This window comes from Pseudomonas sp. TCU-HL1 (assembly GCF_001708505.1).
GTDB lineage: Bacteria > Pseudomonadota > Gammaproteobacteria > Pseudomonadales > Pseudomonadaceae > Metapseudomonas.
In genome coordinates this window covers 3,902,183-3,925,888 of record NZ_CP015992.1, presented here as the reverse complement: position 1 = coordinate 3,925,888, position 23,706 = coordinate 3,902,183, and the positions used below count along the sequence as shown (strand labels likewise).

Annotated in this window: 19 protein-coding genes and 2 pseudogenes; 13 read left to right on the top strand and 8 right to left on the bottom strand. The window is 62.9% G+C overall.

Annotated elements, in window-relative coordinates; all coding sequences use genetic code 11:
• Positions 1-2: 2 nt before the first annotated feature.
• Together THL1_RS18200 and THL1_RS18195 are read right to left on the bottom strand one after the other, a co-directional pair.
• On the bottom strand, positions 3-1,529 hold the full coding sequence (locus THL1_RS18200; protein WP_069084530.1) for an inactive transglutaminase family protein: 1,527 nt from the start codon (positions 1,527-1,529) through the stop codon (positions 3-5).
• Positions 1,530-1,534: 5 nt separating this feature from the next.
• Entirely contained in the window at positions 1,535-2,071 is a 537-nt protein-coding gene (locus THL1_RS18195; protein ID WP_069084529.1) for an ATP-dependent zinc protease, read from the bottom strand.
• 303 nt (positions 2,072-2,374) lie between these two features.
• On the opposite strand from THL1_RS18195, the gene THL1_RS18190 reads away from it, so the two are divergent.
• The 5 genes from THL1_RS18190 to prpF all read left to right on the top strand — a co-directional run bounded on the left by THL1_RS18190 (position 2,375) and on the right by prpF (position 9,173).
• Positions 2,375-3,097: a GntR family transcriptional regulator gene (locus tag THL1_RS18190; RefSeq protein WP_069084528.1), complete on the top strand. Its 723-nt coding sequence runs from the start codon at positions 2,375-2,377 to the stop codon at positions 3,095-3,097.
• Entirely contained in the window at positions 3,094-3,978 is an 885-nt protein-coding gene (gene prpB, locus THL1_RS18185; protein ID WP_069084527.1) for a methylisocitrate lyase, read from the top strand. The genes THL1_RS18190 and prpB overlap by 4 nt, the downstream gene beginning before the upstream one ends.
• An 85-nt stretch (positions 3,979-4,063) precedes the next feature.
• On the top strand, positions 4,064-5,221 hold the full coding sequence (prpC, locus tag THL1_RS18180; RefSeq protein ID WP_069084526.1) for a bifunctional 2-methylcitrate synthase/citrate synthase: 1,158 nt from the start codon (positions 4,064-4,066) through the stop codon (positions 5,219-5,221).
• Positions 5,222-5,232: 11 nt separating this feature from the next.
• Entirely contained in the window at positions 5,233-7,854 is a 2,622-nt protein-coding gene (gene acnD, locus THL1_RS18175) for a Fe/S-dependent 2-methylisocitrate dehydratase AcnD (protein ID WP_069086559.1), read from the top strand.
• Positions 7,855-7,985: 131 nt separating this feature from the next.
• On the top strand, positions 7,986-9,173 hold the full coding sequence (prpF, locus tag THL1_RS18170; protein ID WP_069084525.1) for a 2-methylaconitate cis-trans isomerase PrpF: 1,188 nt from the start codon (positions 7,986-7,988) through the stop codon (positions 9,171-9,173).
• Between the two features lie 61 nt (positions 9,174-9,234).
• On the opposite strand, the gene ppsR is transcribed toward prpF, so the two are convergent.
• A complete protein-coding gene (ppsR, locus tag THL1_RS18165) occupies positions 9,235-10,053 on the bottom strand; it encodes a posphoenolpyruvate synthetase regulatory kinase/phosphorylase PpsR (RefSeq protein ID WP_069084524.1) in 819 nt (272 codons plus the stop codon).
• Between the two features lie 36 nt (positions 10,054-10,089).
• Positions 10,090-10,271: pseudogene (locus THL1_RS31435) on the bottom strand (hypothetical protein).
• On the opposite strand from THL1_RS31435, the gene ppsA reads away from it, so the two are divergent.
• From ppsA to THL1_RS18125, 8 genes are all read left to right on the top strand, one after another.
• Positions 10,218-12,587 carry a phosphoenolpyruvate synthase gene (ppsA, locus tag THL1_RS18160; protein WP_069084523.1) on the top strand — a complete coding sequence of 790 codons (2,370 nt, stop codon included), beginning with the start codon at positions 10,218-10,220 and terminating at the stop codon, positions 12,585-12,587. The pseudogene THL1_RS31435 and the gene ppsA sit on opposite strands and share 54 nt — an antisense overlap.
• Positions 12,588-12,652: 65 nt before the next feature.
• Positions 12,653-13,639 (top strand): alpha/beta fold hydrolase, encoded by a 987-nt coding sequence (locus THL1_RS18155; RefSeq protein ID WP_069084522.1) that lies wholly within the window; start codon positions 12,653-12,655, stop codon positions 13,637-13,639.
• Between the two features lie 167 nt (positions 13,640-13,806).
• The gene (gene rraA / locus THL1_RS18150) at positions 13,807-14,295 is read left to right on the top strand and encodes a ribonuclease E activity regulator RraA (RefSeq protein ID WP_069084521.1); all 489 of its coding nucleotides are present in this window, start codon (positions 13,807-13,809) and stop codon (positions 14,293-14,295) included.
• Between the two features lie 47 nt (positions 14,296-14,342).
• A complete protein-coding gene (locus tag THL1_RS18145) occupies positions 14,343-15,338 on the top strand; it encodes a zinc transporter ZntB (RefSeq protein ID WP_069084520.1) in 996 nt (331 codons plus the stop codon).
• A gap of 48 nt (positions 15,339-15,386) precedes the next feature.
• Positions 15,387-15,641 carry a CrfX protein gene (locus tag THL1_RS18140; RefSeq protein WP_177343840.1) on the top strand — a complete coding sequence of 85 codons (255 nt, stop codon included), beginning with the start codon at positions 15,387-15,389 and terminating at the stop codon, positions 15,639-15,641.
• A 2-nt stretch (positions 15,642-15,643) separates the two neighbouring features.
• Positions 15,644-16,468: a mechanosensitive ion channel family protein gene (locus tag THL1_RS18135; protein WP_069084518.1), complete on the top strand. Its 825-nt coding sequence runs from the start codon at positions 15,644-15,646 to the stop codon at positions 16,466-16,468.
• A 95-nt stretch (positions 16,469-16,563) separates the two neighbouring features.
• Positions 16,564-17,154, top strand: coding sequence for an RNA polymerase sigma factor SigX (sigX, locus tag THL1_RS18130; protein WP_083245941.1), 591 nt, complete (start codon positions 16,564-16,566; stop codon positions 17,152-17,154).
• 108 nt (positions 17,155-17,262) lie between these two features.
• Complete coding sequence (locus THL1_RS18125; protein ID WP_069084516.1) at positions 17,263-18,315, top strand: OmpA family protein; 1,053 nt, start codon at positions 17,263-17,265, stop codon at positions 18,313-18,315.
• Between the two features lie 179 nt (positions 18,316-18,494).
• On the opposite strand, the gene cobA is transcribed toward THL1_RS18125, so the two are convergent.
• The 4 genes and pseudogenes from cobA to THL1_RS18105 form a co-directional block, all read right to left on the bottom strand.
• Entirely contained in the window at positions 18,495-19,232 is a 738-nt protein-coding gene (gene cobA, locus THL1_RS18120) for a uroporphyrinogen-III C-methyltransferase (RefSeq protein WP_069084515.1), read from the bottom strand.
• A gap of 136 nt (positions 19,233-19,368) precedes the next feature.
• Positions 19,369-20,370, bottom strand: a pseudogene (locus tag THL1_RS18115) (NAD(P)/FAD-dependent oxidoreductase); the annotation flags it as partial.
• A gap of 253 nt (positions 20,371-20,623) precedes the next feature.
• The gene (locus tag THL1_RS18110; protein WP_069084514.1) at positions 20,624-22,294 is read right to left on the bottom strand and encodes a bifunctional protein-serine/threonine kinase/phosphatase; all 1,671 of its coding nucleotides are present in this window, start codon (positions 22,292-22,294) and stop codon (positions 20,624-20,626) included.
• Positions 22,295-22,388: 94 nt separating this feature from the next.
• The gene (locus THL1_RS18105; RefSeq protein ID WP_069084513.1) at positions 22,389-23,600 is read right to left on the bottom strand and encodes a nitrate/nitrite transporter; all 1,212 of its coding nucleotides are present in this window, start codon (positions 23,598-23,600) and stop codon (positions 22,389-22,391) included.
• Positions 23,601-23,706: the final 106 nt, after the last annotated feature.

The following is a 23,706-nucleotide window of genomic DNA, read 5'->3' as shown; positions in this document are numbered from 1 at the left end:
GCTCAGTCCTTCAGGAAGGCTTTGAAGCGGAAAAGTTCGGTCAGGCGGTAGCCGCGGTAGCGACCCATCGCCAGCATGAAGCCCACCATGATCAGAAGGACCGCCGGGAAGGTGAAGATGAAGTAGGTCAGCTCCGGTATGGTCATCAGCAGGTGCGCCAGGGTGGCCGCGATCAGGGTGCCGATCGCTACCTTGAAGGCATGGCCGCCGCCGCGCTCTTCCCAGGTGATGGACAGGCGTTCGATGGTCATGGTCAGGATCACCATCGGGAACAGGGCGACGGACAGGCCGCGCTCCAGGCCGAGCTTGTGGCTGAGCAGGCTGATCACCGCGATCAGCACCACCACGAAGGTCAGCACTACCGACAGCCTTGGCAGCATCTGCAGCTTCAAGTGCTCAAGGTACGACCGTAGTGACAGACCGAGCGCAGTGATGATGGTGAACAGCACGATGCCGAAGCCCAGTTGGGTTTCGCGGAAGGCGAGGGCGATCAGCACCGGGGTGAAAGTGCCCAGAGTCTGCAGGCCGCCAAGGTTACGCAGGATCAGGATCACCAGCACACCGATCGGGATCATGATCATGATCTGGTAGGTCTGCTGGGTCTGCAGCGGCAGGCCGTAGAGCGAGTACTCGAGGAAGTCGGCGTCGGTGTTCTCGTCGGTCAGCTTGGCCAGACGGATGGCGTTCATCTCGCTGTTGTTCATGCTGAAGGTCACCTGGACCTTCTTGCCGCCGTCGACGTTGATCAGGTTGTCGTCACCGGTCCACCAGATCAGGCGGTCGCTGGGCAGGCCCTGCTCGCCGCTGTCGGGGTTGAAGTACAGCCAGTTCTCGCCGTTGAAGCTGCGCAGCCAGAGCTCGGGGCTCTGGGCCTGTTCGCTCATCAGGCGGATAGTGTGGACGCGCTCCATTGGCACATGGGCGATGGACAGCAGCAGTTCGATGGCCTTGGCCTTGTTCGGCGTGCTGGTGTCGCCGGCCAGCAGCAGCTTGACGTTGTCATCGTTCAGGTTGTTGACCCGCTTGATGGTCTCGCTGATGAAGGTTTCGACGTCGGCCGAGTGCTGGCGGATGGGCGCCAGCAGGGCCTCGGCGGCGATCTTCTCGGGGCCTTCCACCGGGATGCTGTCACGGAAGATCGGCCCTTTGTCCTTGGGCTTCTCGCCGCTGTAGCGCTTGGTCAGCACCAGGCGGTAGTAAAGGGTCTGGTTGCCACTGGCGCGGCGCGCGGACCAGGTCACCTTGCGGTTGCCATCCACGCGATTGATGCTCACCCCGTAGTTATTGGAGATGAAGCTCTCGTTGAGGCTGACGTAGTCCCGGTTCAGCGGCGGAACGAACATCTGGACCTTGACCGGGTCTCGCGGGCTCGCCTGGAACTCGACCTTGGCGTCGATGTTCCAGAGGTCGTCGGTCGCATCCTCGGTAATCGGGATGCCCTGGATGAATATCTGGTAGGCCGTTATCAGAACGCCCAGACTCACCAACAGGGTGATCAGGACTTTCAGATGCAGGGTAAGAGAGCGCATGTGGGTTACTCGTCAGAGTTTGCGTCGGTGGCACAACCGGGTTTGCCGGCAGCGTATTTAAGGCTCGGGTCGACCAGTGCATCGAAGCGCTTGAGCGCCTCGGAGCCGATCAGAAGCGGGTATTGGAAAGCACTGCGGTCGGTGAGGTTCACTTCGATCTGCCGCAGGGCCTTGCCCATGCACACCTCCAGTTCGATGACCGGGCGTGCGGTGTACGTCTTGCCTTCGTCGGGGTTGTAGTCCCCGGCGCGGCGTTTGATCTTGCTGATTCGGGCCAGCGGGCGCTCGATCGGATGCTCGTGGGCATCGTCAATGGCCAGGTAGAAGCGAACCCAGGGCTCGCCGTCTTTCTTGAAACGCTCGATATCGCGCGCACTGAGGGACGCCGTCTTGGCGCCGGTGTCGAGCTTGGCCGCAACTTCCAGGTCGAGACCTTTCAGCTTGGCGTATTCATTGAGGCCGTAGACAGTCTTCTCGGTGGCGAAGCCAAGGCCCGGGAGGGCAAGCAGGCAGGCAAATGGGGCGAAGGGCTTGAGTGTCATAAGTCCTTTGAGCGTAACGCGGTCATCGGTCCAGGAGCCCGGCCCACGGCCATCTTGGCTGCGGCGCCGGGTCTGGGAGTCTAGCAGGCAAGTCATTGGCGCCCAGACTGGCGCTGGCGGCGCGCATTCTAACACGCGGATTTTCCGGCGCGACAGACGCTTATGGCGCCAATGGCTAGAGCGTGATGCTGCGCAGGAATTTTTTGGTATTAGGCGGATTGTCGACAATTAGTCGAATGGTGTTTGACATCAGGTTCATTTTGGCAGTAATTTGCGCCATCGAACTAGAATGTGTCGACAATCATGCTGGGCACTCCTGAAACTCCCGTTACTGAACAGCTGGACTCGGAAACCCTTGCCGAGAGCGTCTTCCGGCGTATCCAGACGGCCATCGTGCGCGGCGAGATCGCTCCGGGCAGCAAGATCTCCGAGCCCGAGCTGGCGCGTACCTACGGCATCAGCCGCGGGCCGCTGCGTGAGGCGATCCACCGTCTTGAGGGCCAGCGCCTGCTGGTGCGGGTGCCTCATGTCGGTGCGAGGGTGGTCTCGCTTAGTCATGCCGAGCTGATCGAGCTCTATGAAATCCGTGAGTCCCTCGAGGGTATGGCTTGCCGCCTGGCCGCCGAGCGAATGAGTCAGGCCGAGATCGACGAGTTGCGTCGGGTGCTGGATACCCACGAGCGCGATGAGGCCTTCCAGGCCGGGCGCGGCTACTACCAGCAGGAAGGCGATTTCGACTTCCACTATCGGATCATCCAGGGCAGCGGCAACCAGACCCTGACCCAGATGCTTTGCGGTGAGCTCTATCAGCTCGTGCGCATGTATCGCCTTCAGTTCTCCACCGTGCCGAACCGGCCCCGCCAGGCCTTCAACGAGCACCACCGGATTCTCGATGCCATCGCCGACCGTGACGGCGAACTGGCCGAGTTGCTGATGCGCCGTCACATCGGTGCCTCCAAGCGCAATATCGAGCGCCACTACCAGGACGCGCTCGCCAACCCGTCCAAAACACGAGGTGAGTCATGAGTCAGAAAACCGCCGGCCAGCGCTTCCGCGACGCCATCGCCGAGGAGCATCCGCTGCAGGTCATCGGCGCCATCAACGCCAACCATGCGCTGCTGGCCAAGCGTGCCGGCTTCAAGGCCATCTACCTGTCCGGTGGTGGCGTAGCCGCTGGCTCGCTGGGTCTGCCGGACCTGGGCATCAATACCCTGGACGACGTGCTCACCGATGTGCGCCGCATCACCGACGTCTGCGACCTGCCGCTGCTGGTGGACATCGACACCGGCTTCGGTCCCAGCGCCTTCAACATCGAGCGCACCGTCAAGAACCTGATCAAGGCCGGTGCCGCTGCCGCCCACATCGAGGATCAGGTCGGCGCCAAACGCTGTGGTCACCGTCCGGGCAAGGAGATCGTTTCCACCGAGGAAATGACTGATCGCGTCAAAGCCGCTGCTGATGCCAAGACCGACCCGAACTTCTTCCTGATCGCTCGTACCGACGCCATTCAGGCCGAGGGCGTGGATGCCGCCATCGAGCGCTGCCTGCGCTACGTGGAAGCGGGTGCCGACGCCATCTTCGCGGAAGCCGCCTACGACCTGCCGACCTACAAGCGCTTTGTCGATGCGCTGGGCGTACCGGTGCTGGCCAACATCACCGAGTTCGGTGCGACCCCGCTGTTCTCGCGCGATGAGCTGGCTTCGGTCGGCGTTGCCATCCAGCTTTATCCGCTGTCGGCTTTCCGTGCCGCCAACAAGGCGGCCGAGGCTGTTTACACCGCGATTCGCCGCGACGGCCATCAGAAAGAAGTCATCGACCTGATGCAGACCCGCGCGGAACTGTACGACCGCATCGGCTACCACGCCTTCGAGCAGAAGCTCGATGCGCTGTTCGCTGCCAAGAAGTAACCGGAGGTGGGCCGCCCCCTTTAGTGGTGCGGCCTGCGGAATAACAAGACTCAAGCAACCGGATTGAAATGAGGAGAATCACGCGATGAGCGCTTCCGAAACCACTACTGCCTTCAAGCCGAAGAAGTCCGTCGCCCTGAGTGGCACCGCCGCCGGCAACACCGCGCTGTGCACCGTCGGCCGTACCGGCAACGACCTGCACTACCGTGGCTACGACATTCTCGATTTCGCCAACGCCTGTGAGTTCGAGGAAATCGCTCACCTGCTGGTGCACGGCAAGCTGCCGAACGTCGCTGAGCTGGCTGGTTACAAGGCCAAGCTGAAGGCCCTGCGCGGCCTGCCGGCCGGCGTCAAGGCTGCCCTCGAGCAACTGCCGCCGTCCGCCCACCCGATGGATGTGATGCGTACCGCCGTCTCCGTGCTGGGCTGCCTGTCCCCGGAAAAAGATGATCACAACCATCCGGGCGCTCGCGATATCGCCGACAAGCTGATGGCCTGCCTGGGCTCCGCGCTGCTCTACTGGTACCACTTCAGCCACAATGGCAAGCGCATCGACGTCGAGACCGACGACGACTCCATCGGCGGTCACTTCCTGCACCTGCTGCACGGCGAGAAGCCGCGCGACTCCTGGGTGCGCGCCATGCACACCTCGCTGATCCTCTACGCCGAGCACGAGTTCAACGCCTCCACCTTCACCTCCCGCGTGATCGCCGGAACCGGCTCCGACATGTTCTCCTGCATCACCGGCGCCATTGGCGCGCTGCGTGGGCCGAAGCATGGCGGCGCCAACGAGGTGGCCTTCGAGATCCAGAAGCGCTACGACAACCCGGACGAGGCGGAAGCTGACATCCGTGCCCGCGTCGAGAAGAAAGAAGTGGTAATCGGTTTCGGCCACCCGGTCTACACCGTGTCCGACCCGCGCAACAAGGTGATCAAGGAAGTGGCTCGCGAGCTCTCCGCCGAACAGAACAACTCCAAGATGTTCGACATCGCCGAGCGCCTGGAGAGCGTGATGTGGGACATCAAGAAGATGTTCCCCAACCTGGATTGGTTCAGCGCCGTCAGCTACCACATGATGGGCGTGCCCACCGCCATGTTCACCCCGCTGTTCGTGATCGCCCGTACCTCCGGCTGGTCCTCCCATGTCATCGAGCAGCGCATCGACGGCAAGATCATCCGCCCGAGCGCCAACTACGTCGGCCCGGAAGACCTGAAGTTTGTGCCGCTCAAGGATCGCCCCTAACCATGAACAGCATGAATAGCCAATTCCGCAAGAGCCTGCCCGGCACGGCACTCGACTACTTCGATACCCGCGAGGCGGTGGATGCCATCGCCCCCGGCGCCTATGCCACGCTGCCGTACACCTCCCGCGTCCTGGCCGAGCAGCTGGTGCGCCGCTGCGATCCGGCCATGCTGACCGATTCGCTCAAGCAGCTGATTGAGCGCAAGCGCGACCTCGACTTCCCCTGGTACCCGGCCCGCGTCGTCTGCCATGACATTCTCGGCCAGACCGCGCTGGTGGACCTGGCCGGCCTGCGCGACGCCATCGCCGAGCAGGGCGGCGATCCGTCCAAGGTCAACCCAGTGGTGCCGACCCAACTGATCGTCGACCACTCCCTGGCCGTGGAGTACGGCGGCTTCGACCCGGACGCCTTCGAGAAGAACCGTGCTGTCGAAGAGCGCCGCAACGAGGACCGCTTCCACTTCATCGAGTGGACCAAGACCGCGTTCAAGAACGTCGATGTGATCCCGGCCGGCAACGGCATCATGCACCAGATCAACCTGGAGAAAATGAGCCCGGTGATCCAGGCGCGAGGCGGCGTTGCCTTCCCAGACACCTGTGTCGGCACCGACAGCCACACCCCGCACGTGGATGCCCTCGGCGTGATCGCCATTGGCGTGGGCGGCCTGGAAGCGGAAACCGTGATGCTCGGCCGCGCTTCGATGATGCGCCTGCCCGACATCGTCGGCGTCAAGCTGACTGGCAAGCGCCAGCCCGGCATCACTGCCACCGATATCGTCCTGGCCCTGACCGAGTTCCTGCGCAAGGAGAAAGTGGTGGGCGCCTATGTCGAGTTCTTCGGCGAGGGCGCTGACAGTCTGTCCATCGGCGATCGTGCCACCATCTCCAACATGTGCCCGGAATACGGCGCCACCGCGGCGATGTTCTACATCGACCAGCAGACGATCGATTACCTCAAGCTGACCGGTCGCGAGCCGGAGCAGGTAGAGCTGGTAGAGAACTACGCCCGGACCACCGGCCTGTGGGCCGATGCGCTGGTTACCGCCGAATACGAGCGGGTGCTGCAGTTCGACCTGTCCAGTGTGGTGCGCAACATGGCGGGCCCCTCCAACCCCCACCGCCGCCTACCGACTTCCGCGCTGGCCGAGCGCGGTATTGCCGACGAGGCCAAGCTGGAAGCCGGCAAGGCCGAGGAAGCCGATGGCCTGATGCCGGATGGCGCAGTGATCATCGCCGCCATCACCAGCTGCACCAATACCTCCAACCCGCGCAACGTAGTGGCCGCTGGCCTGCTGGCGAAGAAGGCCAATGACCTCGGGCTGGTACGCAAGCCCTGGGTGAAAACGTCATTCGCGCCGGGCTCGAAGGTCGCCAAGCTGTACCTGGAGGAGGCCGGCCTGCTGCCGGAACTGGAGAAGCTCGGCTTCGGCATCGTCGCCTACGCCTGCACCACCTGTAACGGCATGTCCGGTGCGCTGGACCCGGTGATCCAGCAGGAAATCATCGACCGTGATCTCTATGCCACGGCGGTACTCTCCGGCAACCGCAATTTCGACGGTCGTATCCACCCCTACGCCAAGCAGGCGTTCCTCGCCTCGCCGCCGCTGGTGGTGGCCTACGCGATTGCCGGCACCGTGCGCTTCGACATTGAGCAGGATGTGCTGGGCCATGATCAGGCTGGTAACCCCGTCACCCTGAAGGACCTGTGGCCGAGTGACGAGGAGATCGACGCCATTGTCGCCGCCTCGGTGAAGCCCGAGCAGTTCAAGCAGATCTACATCCCGATGTTCGACCTCGGCGCCGTGAAGGAAGCCGATAGCCCGCTCTACGACTGGCGCCCGATGAGCACCTACATCCGCCGCCCGCCGTACTGGGAAGGCGCCCTGGCGGGTGAGCGCACCCTCAAGGGCATGCGCCCCCTGGCGGTGCTGCCGGATAACATCACCACCGACCATCTGTCGCCGTCCAACGCCATCCTGGCGAACTCGGCGGCGGGCGAGTACCTGGCGAAAATGGGCCTGCCGGAGGAGGACTTCAACTCCTACGCCACTCACCGTGGCGACCACCTCACTGCGCAGCGCGCCACCTTCGCCAACCCGCAGTTGGTCAACGAGATGGTTGTGGTCGATGGCGAGGTGAAGAAGGGTTCCCTGGCGCGCGTCGAGCCGGAAGGCAAGGTGATGCGCATGTGGGAAGCCATCGAGACCTACATGGATCGCAAGCAGCCGCTGATCATCATCGCCGGCGCCGACTACGGCCAGGGCTCGTCCCGTGACTGGGCGGCCAAGGGCGTGCGCCTGGCGGGTGTCGAGGCCATCGTCGCCGAAGGCTTCGAGCGCATTCACCGTACCAACCTGATCGGCATGGGCGTGCTGCCGCTGGAGTTCAAGCCGGGCACCACCCGCAAGACCTTCGGTATCGACGGCACCGAAACCTTCGACGTGATCGGCGAGCGCAAGCCGCGCGCCGAGCTGACCTTGGTGATCCGCCGTACCAATGGCGAATCCATCAAGGTGCCGGTGATCTGCCGCCTGGATACCGCCGAAGAGGTATCGATCTACGAAGCTGGCGGCGTGCTGCAGCGCTTCGCCCAGGACTTCCTGGAGTCCTCGTCGGAGAAAGCCGTCGGCTGAGGCACGCGACAACACCCTCTCCCTCCGGGAGAGGGTTGGGGTGAGGGAGGGCGGTTGCCTTCCCTCATCCGCCCTTCGGGCACCTTCTCCCTGGGGGAGAAGGGTGTTCAACGCCTTTCAGGACAACATTCATGGCCCACGTACCCCAAGTGAAAATCCCCGCCACCTACATCCGTGGCGGCACCAGCAAGGGCGTGTTCTTCCGCCTGCAGGACCTGCCCGAACGCTGCCAGGTGCCGGGCGAAGCCCGTGACCGCCTGTTCATGCGTGTGATCGGTAGTCCCGACCCGTACTCTGCACATATCGACGGCATGGGCGGCGCCACTTCCAGCACCAGCAAGTGCGTAATCCTGTCAAAGAGCAGTCAGCCGGATCACGACGTCGACTACCTCTACGGTCAGATTTCCATCGACAAGGCTTTCGTCGACTGGAGCGGCAACTGCGGCAACCTCTCTACCGCCGCTGGCGCCTTCGCGCTGCATGCCGGGCTGGTGGATCCGGCGCGAATTCCCGACAACGGAACCTGCGTGGTGCGCATCTGGCAGGCCAACATCCAGAAAACCATCATTGCCCATGTGCCGGTCACCAACGGCCAGGTCCAGGAAACCGGCGACTTCGAGCTCGATGGCGTGACCTTCCCGGCAGCGGAAATCGTGCTGGAGTTCCTCGATCCGTCCGACGATGGCGAAGAGGGCGGCTCCATGTTTCCGACCGGAAACCTGGTGGACGACTTGGAAGTGCCGGGCATCGGCACGCTCAAGGCGACCATGATCACGGCCGGTATTCCGACCGTGTTCGTCAATGCCGAGGACATCGGCTACAGCGGGACCGAGTTGCGCGAAGACATCAACGGAAACGCCGAGGCACTGGCCCGATTCGAGGCCATTCGGGTTGCCGGGGCCCTGCGCATGGGGCTGATCAAGACCCCGGAGGAGGCCGCCACCCGGCAGCACACCCCGAAGGTCGCCTTCGTGGCGCAGTCCAGGGACTACACGTCCGCCAGCGGCAAGACGGTGAAGGCGAGCGACGTGGACCTGCTGGTACGCGCGCTGTCCATGGGCAAGCTGCACCACGCCATGATGGGTACCGCTGCCGTGGCCATCGGCACCGCCGCCGCCATTCCGGGCACCCTCGTGAACCTCGCGGCTGGTGGTGGCGAACGCTGTGCCGTACGTTTCGGCCATCCGTCGGGCACCTTGCGTGTCGGTGCCGAGGCGGCGAGGGTTGGCGACGAATGGGCGGTCACCAAGGCCATCATGAGCCGCAGCGCACGCGTGCTGATGGAGGGTTGGGTGCGGGTGCCTGGGGATTCCTTCTAGGTTTCTGCTTTCCAGGCACGAAAAAGCCCGCCGAGGCGGGCTTTTTCTTTGAACGGCCGGCTTACTTGAGCCGGCGTTCGACGCCTTTTTCCACCAGGATCTTGGCGGAAATCTCTTCCACCGAGAAATGGGTCGAGTTGATGGAGTTGATGTTCTCCCGGCGGAACAGGTTTTCCACCTCGCGCACTTCGAACTCGCACTGGGCGAAGCTGGCGTAGCGGCTGTTGGGCTTGCGCTCGTTGCGGATGGCGGTGAGGCGGTCGGGGTCGATGGTCAGGCCGAACAGCTTGTCCTTGTACTTCTTGAGGGCGGCGGGAAGCTGCAGGCGCTCCATGTCTTCCTCGGTCAGCGGATAGTTTGCGGCACGAATGCCGTATTGCATGGCCATATACAGGCAGGTTGGCGTCTTGCCGCAGCGGGAAACGCCCACCAGGATCAGGTCCGCCTTGTCGTAGTAGTGCGTGCGGGCGCCGTCATCGTTGTCCAGGGCGAAGTTGACCGCCTCGATCCGCTCCATGTAGTTCGAGTTGTGGCCGATGGAGTGGGACTTGCCGACCGAGTAGGACGAGTGCGACGTCAGCTCCTGTTCCAGCGGCGAAAGGAAAGTCGAGAAGATATCGATCATGAAACCGTTGGACGTGGCCAGGATGTCGCGGATTTCCTGGTTCACGATGGTATCGAAGATGATCGGGCGGGCCCCGTCGACCTCCGCAGCTTTATTGATTTGCTGTACCATGGCGCGCGCTTTTTCAACGCTGTCGATGTAGGGTCGCGTGATCTTGTTGAAGGTGATGGTTTCGAACTGCGCCAGGAGGCTCTGGCCAAGGGTTTCCGCAGTGATGCCGGTACCGTCGGAGATGAAGAAAGCGGTTCGTTTCATTTGCGCCAAAGGCCTTAAGTCGGGAACGATTCTTGGCTATGATAGGCCGCGTTTTTCGCCAGGCCTGAGCCGGTCGGCATTGTGACGTATTTTTCTGGACCAAAGCCAGAACGCTGCGGACCCGTTCCGCATGAGCTTTTCCAACAAATAGTGGAGAGATCACCTTGGTAGAGTACGTAGTTTCCCTCGATAAGCTCGGCGTTCACGATGTTGAGCATGTGGGGGGCAAGAACGCATCCCTGGGCGAGATGATCAGCAATCTGGCTGGCGCCGGTGTTTCCGTCCCCGGTGGTTTCGCCACTACCGCCCAGGCCTACCGTGACTTCCTCGAGCAGAGCGGCCTGAACGATCGTATCCACGCCGCTCTCGATGCCCTGGACGTGGATGACGTCAATGCCCTCGCCAAGACTGGCGCACAGATCCGCCAGTGGGTGATGGACGCCGAGTTCCCGGTACGCCTGGACGCGGAAATCCGTACCGCCTTCGCCGCCATGGCTGGCGACAATCACAACATGGCCGTGGCCGTGCGTTCCTCCGCCACCGCCGAAGACCTGCCGGACGCTTCTTTCGCCGGCCAGCAGGAAACCTTCCTGAACATCCGTGGCGTGGACAACGTGATCCGTGCTGCCAAGGAGGTATTCGCCTCCCTGTTCAACGACCGCGCCATTGCCTACCGCGTGCACCAGGGCTTCGACCACAAGCTGGTTGCCCTCTCCGCTGGCGTGCAGCGCATGGTTCGCTCCGAGACTGGCACCGCCGGTGTGATGTTCACCCTGGATACCGAGTCCGGTTTCCGTGACGTGGTCTTCATCACTGCCGCCTACGGCCTCGGCGAGACCGTGGTGCAGGGCGCCGTGAACCCCGACGAGTTCTACGTGCACAAGGCGACCCTGGAAGCCGGCCGCCCCGCTATCCTGCGCCGCAACCTGGGCAGCAAGGCCATCAAGATGGTCTACGGCGAAGAAGCCAAGGCCGGCAAGTCGGTGAAAACCGTCGATGTGGACCGCGCCGACCGCGCCCGCTTCGCGCTGACCGACGCCGAAGTGACCGAACTGGCCAAGCAAGCGCTGATCATCGAGAAGCACTACGGCCGTCCGATGGACATCGAGTGGGCCAAGGACGGTGACGACGGCAAGCTGTACATCGTGCAGGCCCGTCCGGAAACCGTTAAGAGCCGCGCCAGCGCCACCGTGATGGAGCGCTACCTGCTGAAGGAGAAGGGCAAGGTCCTGGTGGAAGGCCGTGCCATCGGCCAGCGCATTGGCGCAGGCCAGGTTCGCGTGATCCACGACGTATCCGAGATGGACAAGGTCCAGCCGGGCGACGTACTGGTCTCCGACATGACCGACCCGGACTGGGAACCCGTGATGAAGCGCGCCAGCGCCATCGTCACCAACCGTGGTGGCCGTACCTGCCACGCCGCGATCATCGCGCGTGAGCTGGGCATCCCAGCAGTCGTGGGCTGCGGCAATGCCACCCAGGTGCTGCTGGATGGCCAGGGCGTAACCGTTTCCTGCGCCGAAGGCGACACCGGTTTCATCTTCGAAGGCCAGCTGGGCTTCGATATTCGCACCAACTCGGTCGACGCAATGCCCGACCTTCCGTTCAAAATCATGATGAACGTCGGCAACCCGGACCGCGCCTTCGATTTTGCCCAGTTGCCGAACGAGGGTGTGGGCCTGGCTCGCCTGGAGTTCATCATCAACCGCATGATCGGCGTGCACCCCAAGGCGCTGCTGAACTTCGCCAGCCTGCCGACCGAGATCAAGGAAAGCGTTGAAAAACGCATTGCCGGCTACAACGACCCGGTCGGCTTCTATGTCGAGAAGCTGGTGGAAGGTATCAGCACCCTGGCCGCGGCGTTCTGGCCGAAGAAGGTCATCGTGCGCCTGTCGGACTTCAAGTCCAACGAATACGCCAACCTGATCGGCGGCAAGCTCTATGAGCCGGAAGAAGAGAACCCGATGCTCGGCTTCCGTGGCGCTTCCCGCTACATCAGCGAGTCCTTCCGCGACTGCTTCGAACTGGAATGCCGTGCACTGAAGAAAGTGCGCAACGAAATGGGCCTGACCAACGTCGAAATCATGGTGCCGTTCGTGCGGACCCTGGGCGAAGCCTCGCAAGTGGTCGAGCTGCTGGCCAGCAACGGCCTGAAGCGTGGCGAGAATGGCCTGAAGGTCATCATGATGTGCGAACTGCCGTCCAACGCCCTGCTGGCCGATGAATTCCTGGAGTTCTTCGATGGCTTCTCCATTGGTTCCAACGACCTGACCCAGCTGACCCTGGGCCTGGATCGCGACTCCGGCATCGTTGCCCACCTGTTCGACGAGCGTAACCCGGCAGTCAAGAAGCTGCTGGCCAATGCCATTGCCGCCTGCAACAAGGCCGGCAAGTACATCGGCATTTGCGGTCAGGGCCCGTCGGACCACCCGGATCTGGCCAAGTGGCTGATGGAGCAGGGCATCGAGAGCGTCTCGCTGAACCCTGACTCGGTACTGGATACCTGGTTCTTCCTCGCGGAAGGCCAGGCCTGATCCCTCGTTAGTCGAAACGAAAAGGGCGGGTTCGGAACCCGCCCTTTTTCGTGCAAGCAGTAATCATGCAAAGCAGTAGCGATCTCTTTCCCGTTGCGCTGATGAGCGCGGAACTCAGGGGCGACCTGACCGAGGATGTCTATCGCCTCAAACCTGGCAACAGCCCGGACGCCAGCGTCGAACTGGTCCTGACCCGGCTTGGCCGTTTCGGCCAGGAAGGCGCGCGCGGCGTGCCGGTCATTCTGGTGCATGGCAGTTTTTCCAATCGCCGCTTCTGGTACTCACCGAAGGGCTTGGGCCTTGGGCCGCATCTCGCGCGAGCCGGATTCGATGTCTGGATTGCCGAAATGCGCGGCCACGGCTTGTCGCCGCGTAACCAGCAGTACCGCCGTAACCAAGTGGCCGACTATGCGCGGTATGACCTGCCGGCCATCGCTGACTTCGTGCGTGAACAGGCTGGGCAGCGGCCGCACTGGATTGGCCATTCGCTGGGCGGCACCACCCTGGCGGCGGCGCTGGGTGGGCGTTACCTTGGCGACGACGGCGCGGCTTCGGTGGCGCTGTTTGGCAGCCAGGTCAGCCGCGTCTACTGGCCGCTCAAGGTACCGCCGGTGGCGTGGGGCGGTCGTCTGTTGCTCAGTCGCTTCGACGTTTTGTCCGGGAGCCGGCTCAAGCGCGGTCCGGAAGACGAGCCCATTGGCCTTGCCTTGGAAAGCATGCGTTGGCACGGGCTGTTCGGCCGCTTTGGCGATGCCGAGCGGGATTGGTGGGCGGGCCTTGCCGAGGTGAGTGTGCCGGTGTTGGCCGTGGCGGCGGCGGGAGACATGCAGGACCCGGTCTGGGCCTGCCGCAAGCTGGTGGAGCAGATTCCCGAGGCTTATCGCCACTTCCAGCGCTTGGCCCGGGATGAGGGATTCAGCGACGACTTCGGCCATATCGAGATGCTGGTGAGCAAGGCCGCGGAGCGCGAAGTCTGGCCCCTGGTGGCGTACTGGCTGGAGCATCAGCAGTTGCCGGTTGCGGCGCCCGCTGGCGGTGCGGTGGCGCTCTAGGGCGCTGCATGCCGGCAAGAAGCGGTTTCGGGGTGCCTGGTGCTGTGTAAAGATGGCGGGTATCGCGGGGCGGTCAATGCGCCTTGCCCGCCGCTGCAGCGCTTGCCGCTGGCCTACGACGGCGACCGCATCGGTCTCGATCTGTAACTGCTATCAAGGAGATTTCCATGCAATACGTTACCCCCGATCTGTGCGATGCCTATCCGGACCTGGTTCAGGTCGTCGAGCCCATGTTCAGCAACTTCGGCGGGCGCGATTCCTTCGGCGGCGAGATCGTCACCATCAAATGTTTCGAAGACAACTCCCTGGTCAAGGAACAGGTTGACCTGCCGGGCAAGGGCAAGGTGCTGGTCGTGGATGGCGGTGGTTCCCTGCGTCGCGCCCTGCTGGGCGACATGCTCGCCGAGAAGGCGGCGAAGAACGGCTGGGAAGGTATCGTTGTCTACGGCTGCATCCGTGATGTCGATGTGATTGCCCAGACCGATCTCGGCGTGCAGGCGTTGGCCAGCCATCCGATGAAGACCGACAAGCGTGGAATTGGCGATCTCAATGTGGCCGTCACCTTCGGTGGCGTGACCTTCCGCCCGGGTGAGTACGTATATGCCGACAACAACGGCATCATCATCTCGCCCGAACCGCTGGAAATGCCGGCCTGATGCCATGAGCCCGGCTGAAGCCGGGCTTGTTCTTCCAAGGAGATCGAATGTTCGAGGAGCAGAACGCCCAGGCGGGGCTGGTGCATGCCTTCGTGCTGGACGGGCAGGGTGGTGCGGAGCCGATTTCCCGGGATGCCCTGCAGATGCTTCAGCTCAGTCCTGAGCAGAGCGTCTGGCTGCATTGGGATCGCAGCCATCCGCTGGCGCGACGCTGGCTGCGCGAGCAGAGCGGGCTGTCCGAGTTCACCTGCGACCTGCTGCTGGAAGAAAGCACCCGTCCGCGAATGCTGGCCCTGCCAGGCGACGAGTTGCTGTTGTTCCTGCGTGGCGTGAACCTGAATCCTGGCGCTGTGCCGGAAGATATGGTCTCGGTTCGGATCTTCGCTTCAGCGCAACGCATTGTCTCCTTGCGCCTGCGGCCCCTGCACGCCACCGATGAGCTGATCGAACAGTGGGCAAAGGGCACCGGCCCGAAGGTGGCGTCCGAGGTGCTGCTGTATCTGGCTGAGCATCTGACCGACAAGGTCGATTCGCTGGTGGCGGAGCTGGCTGAGAAGGTCGACGATCAGGAAGAGCACCTGGACAACAACGAGCGTTTCCGTCCGGATCACGACATGATGTTGCAGATCCGGCGGCGTGCAGCCGGGCTCAAGCGCTTCCTGGCACCCCAGCGCGATATCTATGGGCAGTTGGCGCGCAGTCGCGTGCCCTGGTCCGTCGAAGACGACAGTGACTACTGGAACGAGCTGAACAACCGCCTGACCCGTTACCTGGAAGAGCTGGAGCTGATTCGCGAGCGCATCGGCCTGGTGCTGGAAAGCGAAAGCCGCCGTCAGGGTGAACGCACCAGCCGCACCATGTACCTACTGGGCATCACCACCGGGTTCTTCCTGCCGCTGAGTTTCATCACCGGCCTGCTGGGCATGAACGTGAGGGGCATTCCCGGGGACGAGACGCCGTATGGCTTCGTTCTTGCCTGCGCACTGATCCTCGGAATCGCGAGTTTCCAACTATGGCTGTTCCGTCGGTTGCGCTGGCTCTGATGTGACCCAACCCGTTCCAGTCACGTCTAGCCGTCATATCCATGCGAGGTGCGCATGCACGATCCATTTGAAGAATCCCTGCGGGACCTGCTCAAAGCGTCGCCGCAACCCGATCATGATGATGACGCGACCCTGGGCCGCGTGCTCAAGACCGCCAATCGTCAGGTGGGGGCGGGGGATCTGTTCAGCCTCATAGGCCACTGGCTCGAGGCCATGATGATCGCCCTCAACAATGGTTCGCCCCACCTGGCGCCAGTTTCGCGCCGTAACGCTTCTGTCCGTTCTGCAGATAAGGCTGATTGAACATGGAATTCGACCCCTGGACCCAAGGACTCGTTAACGCCATGACCTCGGTGTGGGCACCGGTGGCGGGCTTCATTCCACGCCTGTTCGGCGCGCTGGTCGTGGTGCTGCTGGGCTTCGTGGTCGCCAAGTTGCTGGACACCCTGCTGTCCAAGTTGCTGGCCAAGATAGGCCTGGATCGCCTGATGGCGGGTACCGGTCTGACCAAGATGCTGTCCCGCGCTGGAATCCAGGTGCCGGTATCCACGCTGATCGGCAAGATCGTCTATTGGTTCGTGCTGCTGATCTTCCTGGTCTCCGCCGCCGAGTCGCTGGGTCTGGATCGAGTGTCTGCCACCCTCGATGTTCTGGCCCTCTACCTGCCCAAGGTACTGGGTGCGGCGCTGGTCCTGCTGGCAGGTGTCCTGCTGGCCCAACTGGTCAGCGGCCTGGTGCGTGGCGCCGCCGAAGGTGTGGGGCTGGATTACGCCCACGGCCTGGGCCGTATCGCCCAGGGCCTGGTCATCATCATCAGCATCTCCGTGGCAATCGGCCAGCTGGAGATCAAGACCGACCTGCTGAACAACGTCATCGCCATCGTGCTGATTTCCATCGGCTTGGCGGCGGCGCTGGCCCTTGGGCTCGGCAGTCGGGAAATCGCCGGGCAGATCCTCGCCGGCATTTATGTACGCGAGCTCTATCAGGTTGGGCAACAAGTGAAGATTGGCGATGTCGAAGGGCAGATCGAGGAGATCGGCACGGTGAAAACCCTGCTGCTCACCGATGAAGGTGAGCTTGTATCGGTGTCGAACCGTACTTTGCTCGATCAACGGGTAACCAGCCGCTAACACGACGGCTTTTCCCTGCTAATGTATGCCGCCAGACAGGGTGCGCGAACCTCGCGCCCCGGCGGCTTTTGACCTGACTGTCGGCCCGACCCGTTTTGAACAAGCCCCAATCGCTTTCCTTGCGTTATGACCCACGCGAGCTCTCGGACGAGGAGCTGGTGGAGCGTGCGCATGTCGAGCTGTTCCATGTCACCCGCGCCTATGAAGAGTTGATGCGTCGCTATCAACGCACCTTGTTCAACGTCTGTGCCCGCTATTTAGGGAACGACCGCGATGCAGATGATGTCTGCCAGGAAGTGATGCTCAAGGTGCTCTATGGTTTGAAGAACTTCGAAGGTAAGTCGAAGTTCAAGACATGGCTATATAGCATCACGTACAACGAGTGCATTACCCAATATCGGAAAGAGCGCCGGAAGAGGCGTTTGCTTGATGCATTGAGTCTGGATCCCCTCGAAGAAGCTTCGGATGAAAAAGCCCCCAAGGTCGAAGAGCGCGGGGGGTTGGAGCGATGGCTGGTACATGTCAATCCCATTGACAGGGAAATCCTGGTGCTACGTTTTGTCGCAGAGCTGGAGTTTCAGGAGATAGCAGACATTATGCACATGGGCCTTAGCGCCACAAAAATGCGTTACAAACGTGCGCTGGATCGCCTGCGCGAAAAATTCTCGGGCCTGGCCGAAACTTAGTTCGGGAAAAATTATCTCTTATGGGCGGGCGTGTTCTGCTAGAATTGCCGCCCAAGTTGTCTGGAGATTGTTCGACAACTTACTGACTACCAAGATGGGGATTTACGGATGAAACTGAAAAACACCTTAGGCGTAGCCGTTGGCTCTCTCATTGCCGCCTTTTCGCTGAACGCGCTGGCTCAGGGCCAAGGCGCAGTTGAGGTGGAAGCATTCGGTAAGCGTTACTTCACCGATAGTTCTCGCGATCTCGAGAACGGCAACCTGTACGGCGGCTCGGTAGGCTACTACCTGACCGACGACGTCTCCCTGGCTCTGTCGTACGGCGAATACCACGACATGACCTCCGAAGACGCTTTCGGCACCAACGGCCATAAAGACATCAAGGGCAACCTGGCTTCCCTCGATGCCATTTACCACTTCGGCACCCCGGGTGTTGGCCTGCGTCCTTACGTTTCTGCCGGCTTCGCCCATCAGAACATCAGCAACATCCCGCCGCGTACCGGTCGTGACCACAGCACCTTCGCCAACGTTGGTACCGGTCTGAAGTACTACTTCACCGAGAACTTCTTCGCCAAGGCCAGCCTGGACGGCATGTACAACCTGGACGCCCAGGAAGCCGAGTGGATGGCCGGTGTTGGCGTTGGTGTCAACTTCGGTGGTTCCACCAAGCAAGCCGAGCCGGCCCCGGCTCCGGTTGCCGAAGTTTGCGCTGACAGCGACAACGATGGTGTTTGCGACAACGTCGACAAGTGCCCGGACACCCCGGCCAACGTCACCGTTGACGCTGATGGCTGCCCGGCTGTTGCCGAAGTCGTACGCGTCGAGCTGGACGTGAAGTTCGACTTCGACAAGTCCAAGGTCAAAGAAGAAAGCTACGGCGACATCAAGAACCTGGCTGACTTCATGAACCAGTACCCGGCTACCACCACTACTGTTGAAGGCCACACCGACTCCGTTGGTACCGACGCCTACAACCAGAAGCTGTCCGAGCGTCGTGCTGGCGCCGTTCGCGACGTGCTGGTTAATCAGTACGGTGTAGGTGGCGAGCGTGTTAACGCTGTTGGTTACGGTGAAACCCGCCCGGTTGCCGACAACGCTACCGAAGCTGGCCGCGCTGTTAACCGCCGCGTAGAAGCCGAAGTAGAAGCCCAGGCCAAGTAATTGGTTTGAGCGTCAGGAGAAACCCGGCCAAGGCCGGGTTTTTCTTTGCCCGGAGAAAAGTGCCGGCTCGCATGGCGCCGGGCGTTTCTCCCGATGGCGGCCCTGGGAGCAACTCGCCCGCGAGTCCAAAAAAGCCCGGCCAGGCCGGGCAAGCACTACTTCGCAGGAGCGAAGAGCGATCAGGCACTCTGCGCCATCTGTATGGCGGCAGGCGTTGCAGCCACTTCGCCGATGACCAGGATGGCCGGGCTTTTCAGTTCGAACGCCGTGGCGTCCGCCTGCATGTGCCCGAGGGTGCTGCGGCATTCGCGTTGATGGGGCAGGGATGCGTTCTCGATCATGGCCACGGGCATTGCGCTTGGCATGCCGCCTTCCAGCAATCCGGCATGGATATCTGCCAGCTTGGCGACGCCCATGTAGATCACCAGGGTGGTGCCCGACTGCGCCAGCGCCTGCCAGTTGAGGGTGCTGTCGTCCTGGGTGTGGGCGGTGACCAGGGTCACGCCACGGCTGATGCCTCGTAGGGTGAGGGGAATGCCGCAGTTCGTGGCGCCAGCCAGGCCCGCTGTGATGCCATTGACCAGTTCGCTTTCGATGCCGCGCTCGGCCAGCCAGTCGGCTTCCTCACCCCCGCGGCCGAAAATGCACGGGTCGCCACCCTTCAACCGGGCTACGCACTTGCCTTGGCGCGCATAGCGCAGCATCAGACGGTGGATGAACGCCTGGGGTGTGGAACGGCAGCCGCCGCGCTTGCCAACTCGAATCATCCGGGCATTGGGGCAGTGTTCCAGCACCGCCGGGTTGACCAGGTCATCGATCATCACGACTTCGGCCTGATTCAGGGCCTTCACAGCCTTGAGGGTCAGGAGATCCGGGTCGCCGGGGCCCGCACCGACCAGCCATACTTTGCCGTTCATCGAAAGTCTCCTCGACGCATCACATGTTTCAACTGATTCAGGTCCAGGCCAGCACATCACTGGAGGCCAGTTCTATTTGCCAGTCATGCAGCGGGCAGGCGCCGCGCATGCCGGCTACCTGGCCTGGGTGCGGCGCATCGCCGGCGCTGAGCATCTCGATGCCTGCGACTTTGAGCTGGGCGCCGGTGCTCGAGCCCTGGTAGCGGGCGTAGCCGAGCATGGCCAGGTGATTGGCGCAGACCTTGGCCTGCTCCATCAGAGGGGCTACCAGCCCGTAGGAAATGCCCCGGTGATTGGCGCATTCGCCAATGGCGTAGATGCGCGGGTCGTAGGTTTGCAGGGTGTCGTCGACGAGAATGCCGTGATTGCAGGGCAAGCCCGCCCGCTCGGCCAGTTCGGTATTGGGTGTGATGCCGGCCGCCATGACCACCAGGTCCGCGGTGATCACCTCGCCGCCTGCCAGTTGAACGGCACAGACCCGGCCATCGCCATTGTCGATCAGTTCTTCGGTATCCGTGCCCAGGCGGAAGCGGATACCGCGTGCTTGCAGTGCGCGCAGCAGTTTCTCACCGGCGGGTTGCTCGAGTTGCTTTTCCAGCAGCCAGTCGGCCAGGTGCACCACCGTCACATCCATGCCCCGTTGCTTGAGGCCATTGGCGGCCTCCAGGCCAAGCAGGCCGCCGCCGATCACCACCGCGTGGCTATGGGTGCGCGCGGCCTCGATCATGGCGCGGGCGCCGGCTATGTCGCGGTAGCCGATGACGCCTTGCAGTCGGTTGCCAGGAATGGACAGGCGGCTTGGTGTTGAGCCGGTGGCAATGACGAGGCGATCGTAGTCGGCGTGGGTGCCGTCTTCGGCGATGACTTGCCGGCGCTGGCGGTCGATTTTCACCACTTTGCGATTCAGTAGCAGTTCAATGCCGTTTTCCGTGTACCAGGCCAGGTCATTGAGGATGATTTCCTCGAAGGACTGTTCGCCTGCCAGAACCGGGGAAAGCAAGGTGCGGTTGTAATTCGGGTGGGGCTCGGCGCCGAATACCGTGATCTGGTACTGCTCCGGTGCAAGTCTCAGCAGCTCTTCGAGAGTACGCACTCCGGCCATGCCGTTTCCGATCACCACCAGCTTGGATGTTTTCATGCCAGGACACTCCTGCATAAATGTCGAGCAAACAAAAAAGGCGTCCCGCTGTTGCCAGCAGGACGCCTTTGTCCAAGTCCCGATCGATCGGGAAAGTGCCGTCTCGTCGTTGAGGCGGGCGCTTTTTGTAGATTGTCGATCTTGAGATTGCAGGTGTCGTGCCAACCCCGAAAGTCGCGTGTTTCTGGGCTTGGCGTGGTGACCTGCGAGTCGCTGCGCACTGTATCGGGGCGTTTTGCCCCGACGTGGTGCGTCAGCCCTTGAGCAGGAAGATCACCAACATCAGGTTGAACAGCAGGGACAGCAGCGCGATGCCCCTCCAGACCTTGAGAGGCTCACGTTCCAGCAGGGGCCTGGGCTTGGCGGTGAGGGCGCGACGTTCCCCCTGTTCCAGGGCCAGCAGCCACTCTTCCATGGTTTCGTAACGTCCCTTCGGATCAGCGGCGATGGCGCGCGCCAGGCATTCGTCGAGCCAGGTTGGCAGGTCTGGCCGGTAGCGGCTGGCGGGCGTTGGGGTTCCGAAGCGGGGGTGCTGAAAGGCTTCGATTTCACCAAAGGGGTAATGCCCGGTCAGCAGGTGATAGAGGGTTACGCCTGCGGCATAGAGATCCTGCTGGGGGGCGGGTGGGACACCGCTGAATGCCTCCGGGGCAATGTAGCTGGGTGTCCCAGGCAGGCTGTGAGCCTCGTCCTGGGACAGGCCCGGACAGTAGGCCAGGCCAAAGTCCAGCAGGCGCAGCTCGCCGTCGTCGCCCCATAGCAGGTTCTCCGGCTTGATATCACGGTGAAGTATGTTGCGCCGATGCAACTGCCCGAGCGACTTGAGCAGGCGTGGCGCGATATCCAGCCATTCCGGCAGCGGCATGGGGCCGCTGAGCCGAAGGTGCTCGGCCAGGGTCTGTCCAGCGTACTCACGCTGCACGTAGTAGAGGTGCTGGCGCTGCGGCAGGGGATGGACCTCGGGAAAATGGCGCCCGGCGACCCGCCTAAGGAACCACTCTTCCAGCAGCAGCGCGGGGCCGGCGCCAGGTTCGTCATGTCGGCTGGCTGGCAGGGTCTTCAGCAGCCAGCGCCGGTCCTGGGCGTCCCGGACCCGATACACCATGGATTGGCGGGATTCGGCAATCAGGCGCTCGACCTGCCAGCCTTCGAATGCCTGGCCGTCCAGCAGGCGCGGTGGCAATGGCCACTGGTCCAGTTGCGCCAGGGTGTCGGCCAGGCCGGATTCCGGCAGATTGTCGACGCGCACCAGCAGGGCGCTGGCGTTGTCCTGGCCCCCGGCCAGGTGCGCTGCGCTGACCAGTGCCTGGGCGGCGGCGCCAAGCTCCTGTTCGTCCTGCAGGATGCGCTGGATACCTTGGTCACCCAGGACGGCCCAGACGCCATCGCTGACCAGGATGAAGCTTTCGCGTTCCTCCAGCTCGCCATCGAGGTAATCCACCACCAGGTGCTGGTCCAGGCCCAGTGCGCGCTTGAGCACGTGCTGCATGCCCGGCTGCTCCCAGACGTGGTCTTCGCTGAGGCGGGTCAACTGCTGGCCATTCCAGCGATAGGCGCGACAGTCACCGACATGGGCCAGGGTGTAACGACGTCCGCGCAGCACCAGGGCGGTAAGAGTGGTGAGCAGCGGCTGGCCGCCGCCGTTGGCCTGGAGCCAGCGGTTATGGGCCACCAGCAGGCGGTCCAGGGATTGGGCCACTGCCCAGGTTTCCGGTGTTGCGTAGTAGTCCAGCGCCAGTGCCTGCAAGGTCGCGCGGGCAGCCAGGCCGCCGTCGGCGCATTGGCTGACGCCATCGGCCAGGGCAAAAAGGTAGCCCTTACTTGCGGCCAGCGCAGGAGCCGGGGTGACGACCCGCAGGGCATCCTGATTTTCGGCGCGGGGGCCTGTGGCGCTGGCTTCGCCGAAACTGAGTTGCAAGGTCATCGGGCGGAGGGTCCTGTATGGCGAAAGGAGCGCAGAGGCGCTCCTTGTCGAGGTTCGTCGGGTGCTGCTGCGCAGCGTCCGGCAGTGGCTGGGGTCAGACCCGAGCGGCGGTTACTGCAGCCGAACCCCAGGTGGTGCGCCAGCGTTGTTTGACGCCATACAGGCCGAACCAGGCCACCACGCCAAGGCTGGCGAACAACCAGAGGCCAAGCTGGTAGTCACCGGTGTGCTGCTTGATGGCGCCAAGTCCCGCGGTCAGGCAGAAGCCACCGATGCCACCGGCCATGCCGATCAGGCCGGTCATGACGCCGATTTCCTTGTGGAAGCGCTGCGGCACCAGTTGGAACACCGCGCCGTTGCCTGCACCGAGGCTCAGCATGGCCACTACGAACAGGGCCAGGGCGAGCGTGGGGCTGGAGATATGGAAGCCGACGGCGGCGATGCAGAGCGAGGCCACAGTGTAGACGGCCAGCAGGGTGCGGATACCGCCGATGCGGTCGGCGAAGGCACCACCCAGGGGACGCATCAGGCTACCGGCGAAGACGCAGGCGGCGGTGTAGTAACCCGCGGTGACCGGGGCGAGGCCGTATTGGTCGTGGAAGTAGCCGGGCAGCGTGCTGGCCAGGCCGAGGAAGCCGCCGAAGGTCACGCAGTAGAAGAGCATGAACCACCAGCTGTCGCGATCGCCGAGGGCCTTGAGGTAGTCGCCGAGCGCCTTGGGAGCTGGGCGGTTGGGGGCGTTGCGGGCTGCCACGAAGAAGATCGCCAGGGTCAGCACCAGCGGAATGAGCGCCAGGCCGAACACGTTGTTCCAGCCATAGTGGGAAGCCAGGACGGGCGCGAACAGGGCGGCCAGTACGGTGCCGGAGTTACCGGCGCCGGCAATGCCCAGGGCCTTGCCTTGGTGTTGCGGCGGATACCACTGGGACGCGAGCGGCAGGGCGACGGCGAAGGAGGCGCCGGCAAACCCAAGGAACAGGCCCAGGATCAGGGCTTGCTCGTAGGTACGGATGCCTATTTCCCAGGCCGCGAAGAGTGCGGCGATCACGATCACCTGGCCCAGCAGACCGGCCGTCCGGGGAGAGGTGCGATCAGCCAGCATGCCCATCAGGAAGCGCAGAACGGCACCGGCGAGGATAGGCGTGGCGACCATCATGGCGCGTTGCTGGGTGGTGAGCTGGAGGTCGGCGGCGATTTGCACACCGAGCGGGCCAAGGATGTACCAGACCATGAAGCTCAGGTCGAAGTACAGGAAGGCGGCGAACAGGGTGGGCGTGTGGCCCGCTTTCCAGAAACTCGTTGTCATCGAACACCTCATCTGCAGTTAGGGGCCGGGAGGTACTCGCGCCGAGATCGTGGGCACGGCGGTCGTACCTCCCGGAAAAACGTCGCGCTTGTGGCGCGCCGTCCTG

Excerpts from the sequence above, each read along its gene's own strand:
- THL1_RS18200 (WP_069084530.1), bottom strand. The coding sequence starts at position 1,529 with ATGCGCTCTCTTACCCTGCATCTGAAAGTCCTGATCACCCTGTTGGTG.
- THL1_RS18195 (WP_069084529.1), bottom strand. The coding sequence starts at position 2,071 with ATGACACTCAAGCCCTTCGCCCCATTTGCCTGCCTGCTTGCCCTCCCG.
- THL1_RS18190 (WP_069084528.1), top strand. The coding sequence starts at position 2,375 with ATGCTGGGCACTCCTGAAACTCCCGTTACTGAACAGCTGGACTCGGAA.
- prpB (WP_069084527.1), top strand. The coding sequence starts at position 3,094 with ATGAGTCAGAAAACCGCCGGCCAGCGCTTCCGCGACGCCATCGCCGAG.
- prpC (WP_069084526.1), top strand. The coding sequence starts at position 4,064 with ATGAGCGCTTCCGAAACCACTACTGCCTTCAAGCCGAAGAAGTCCGTC.
- acnD (WP_069086559.1), top strand. The coding sequence starts at position 5,233 with ATGAATAGCCAATTCCGCAAGAGCCTGCCCGGCACGGCACTCGACTAC.
- prpF (WP_069084525.1), top strand. The coding sequence starts at position 7,986 with ATGGCCCACGTACCCCAAGTGAAAATCCCCGCCACCTACATCCGTGGC.
- ppsR (WP_069084524.1), bottom strand. The coding sequence starts at position 10,053 with ATGAAACGAACCGCTTTCTTCATCTCCGACGGTACCGGCATCACTGCG.
- THL1_RS18155 (WP_069084522.1), top strand. The coding sequence starts at position 12,653 with ATGCAAAGCAGTAGCGATCTCTTTCCCGTTGCGCTGATGAGCGCGGAA.
- rraA (WP_069084521.1), top strand. The coding sequence starts at position 13,807 with ATGCAATACGTTACCCCCGATCTGTGCGATGCCTATCCGGACCTGGTT.
- THL1_RS18145 (WP_069084520.1), top strand. The coding sequence starts at position 14,343 with ATGTTCGAGGAGCAGAACGCCCAGGCGGGGCTGGTGCATGCCTTCGTG.
- THL1_RS18135 (WP_069084518.1), top strand. The coding sequence starts at position 15,644 with ATGGAATTCGACCCCTGGACCCAAGGACTCGTTAACGCCATGACCTCG.
- THL1_RS18125 (WP_069084516.1), top strand. The coding sequence starts at position 17,263 with ATGAAACTGAAAAACACCTTAGGCGTAGCCGTTGGCTCTCTCATTGCC.
- cobA (WP_069084515.1), bottom strand. The coding sequence starts at position 19,232 with ATGAACGGCAAAGTATGGCTGGTCGGTGCGGGCCCCGGCGACCCGGAT.
- THL1_RS18110 (WP_069084514.1), bottom strand. The coding sequence starts at position 22,294 with ATGACCTTGCAACTCAGTTTCGGCGAAGCCAGCGCCACAGGCCCCCGC.
- THL1_RS18105 (WP_069084513.1), bottom strand. The coding sequence starts at position 23,600 with ATGACAACGAGTTTCTGGAAAGCGGGCCACACGCCCACCCTGTTCGCC.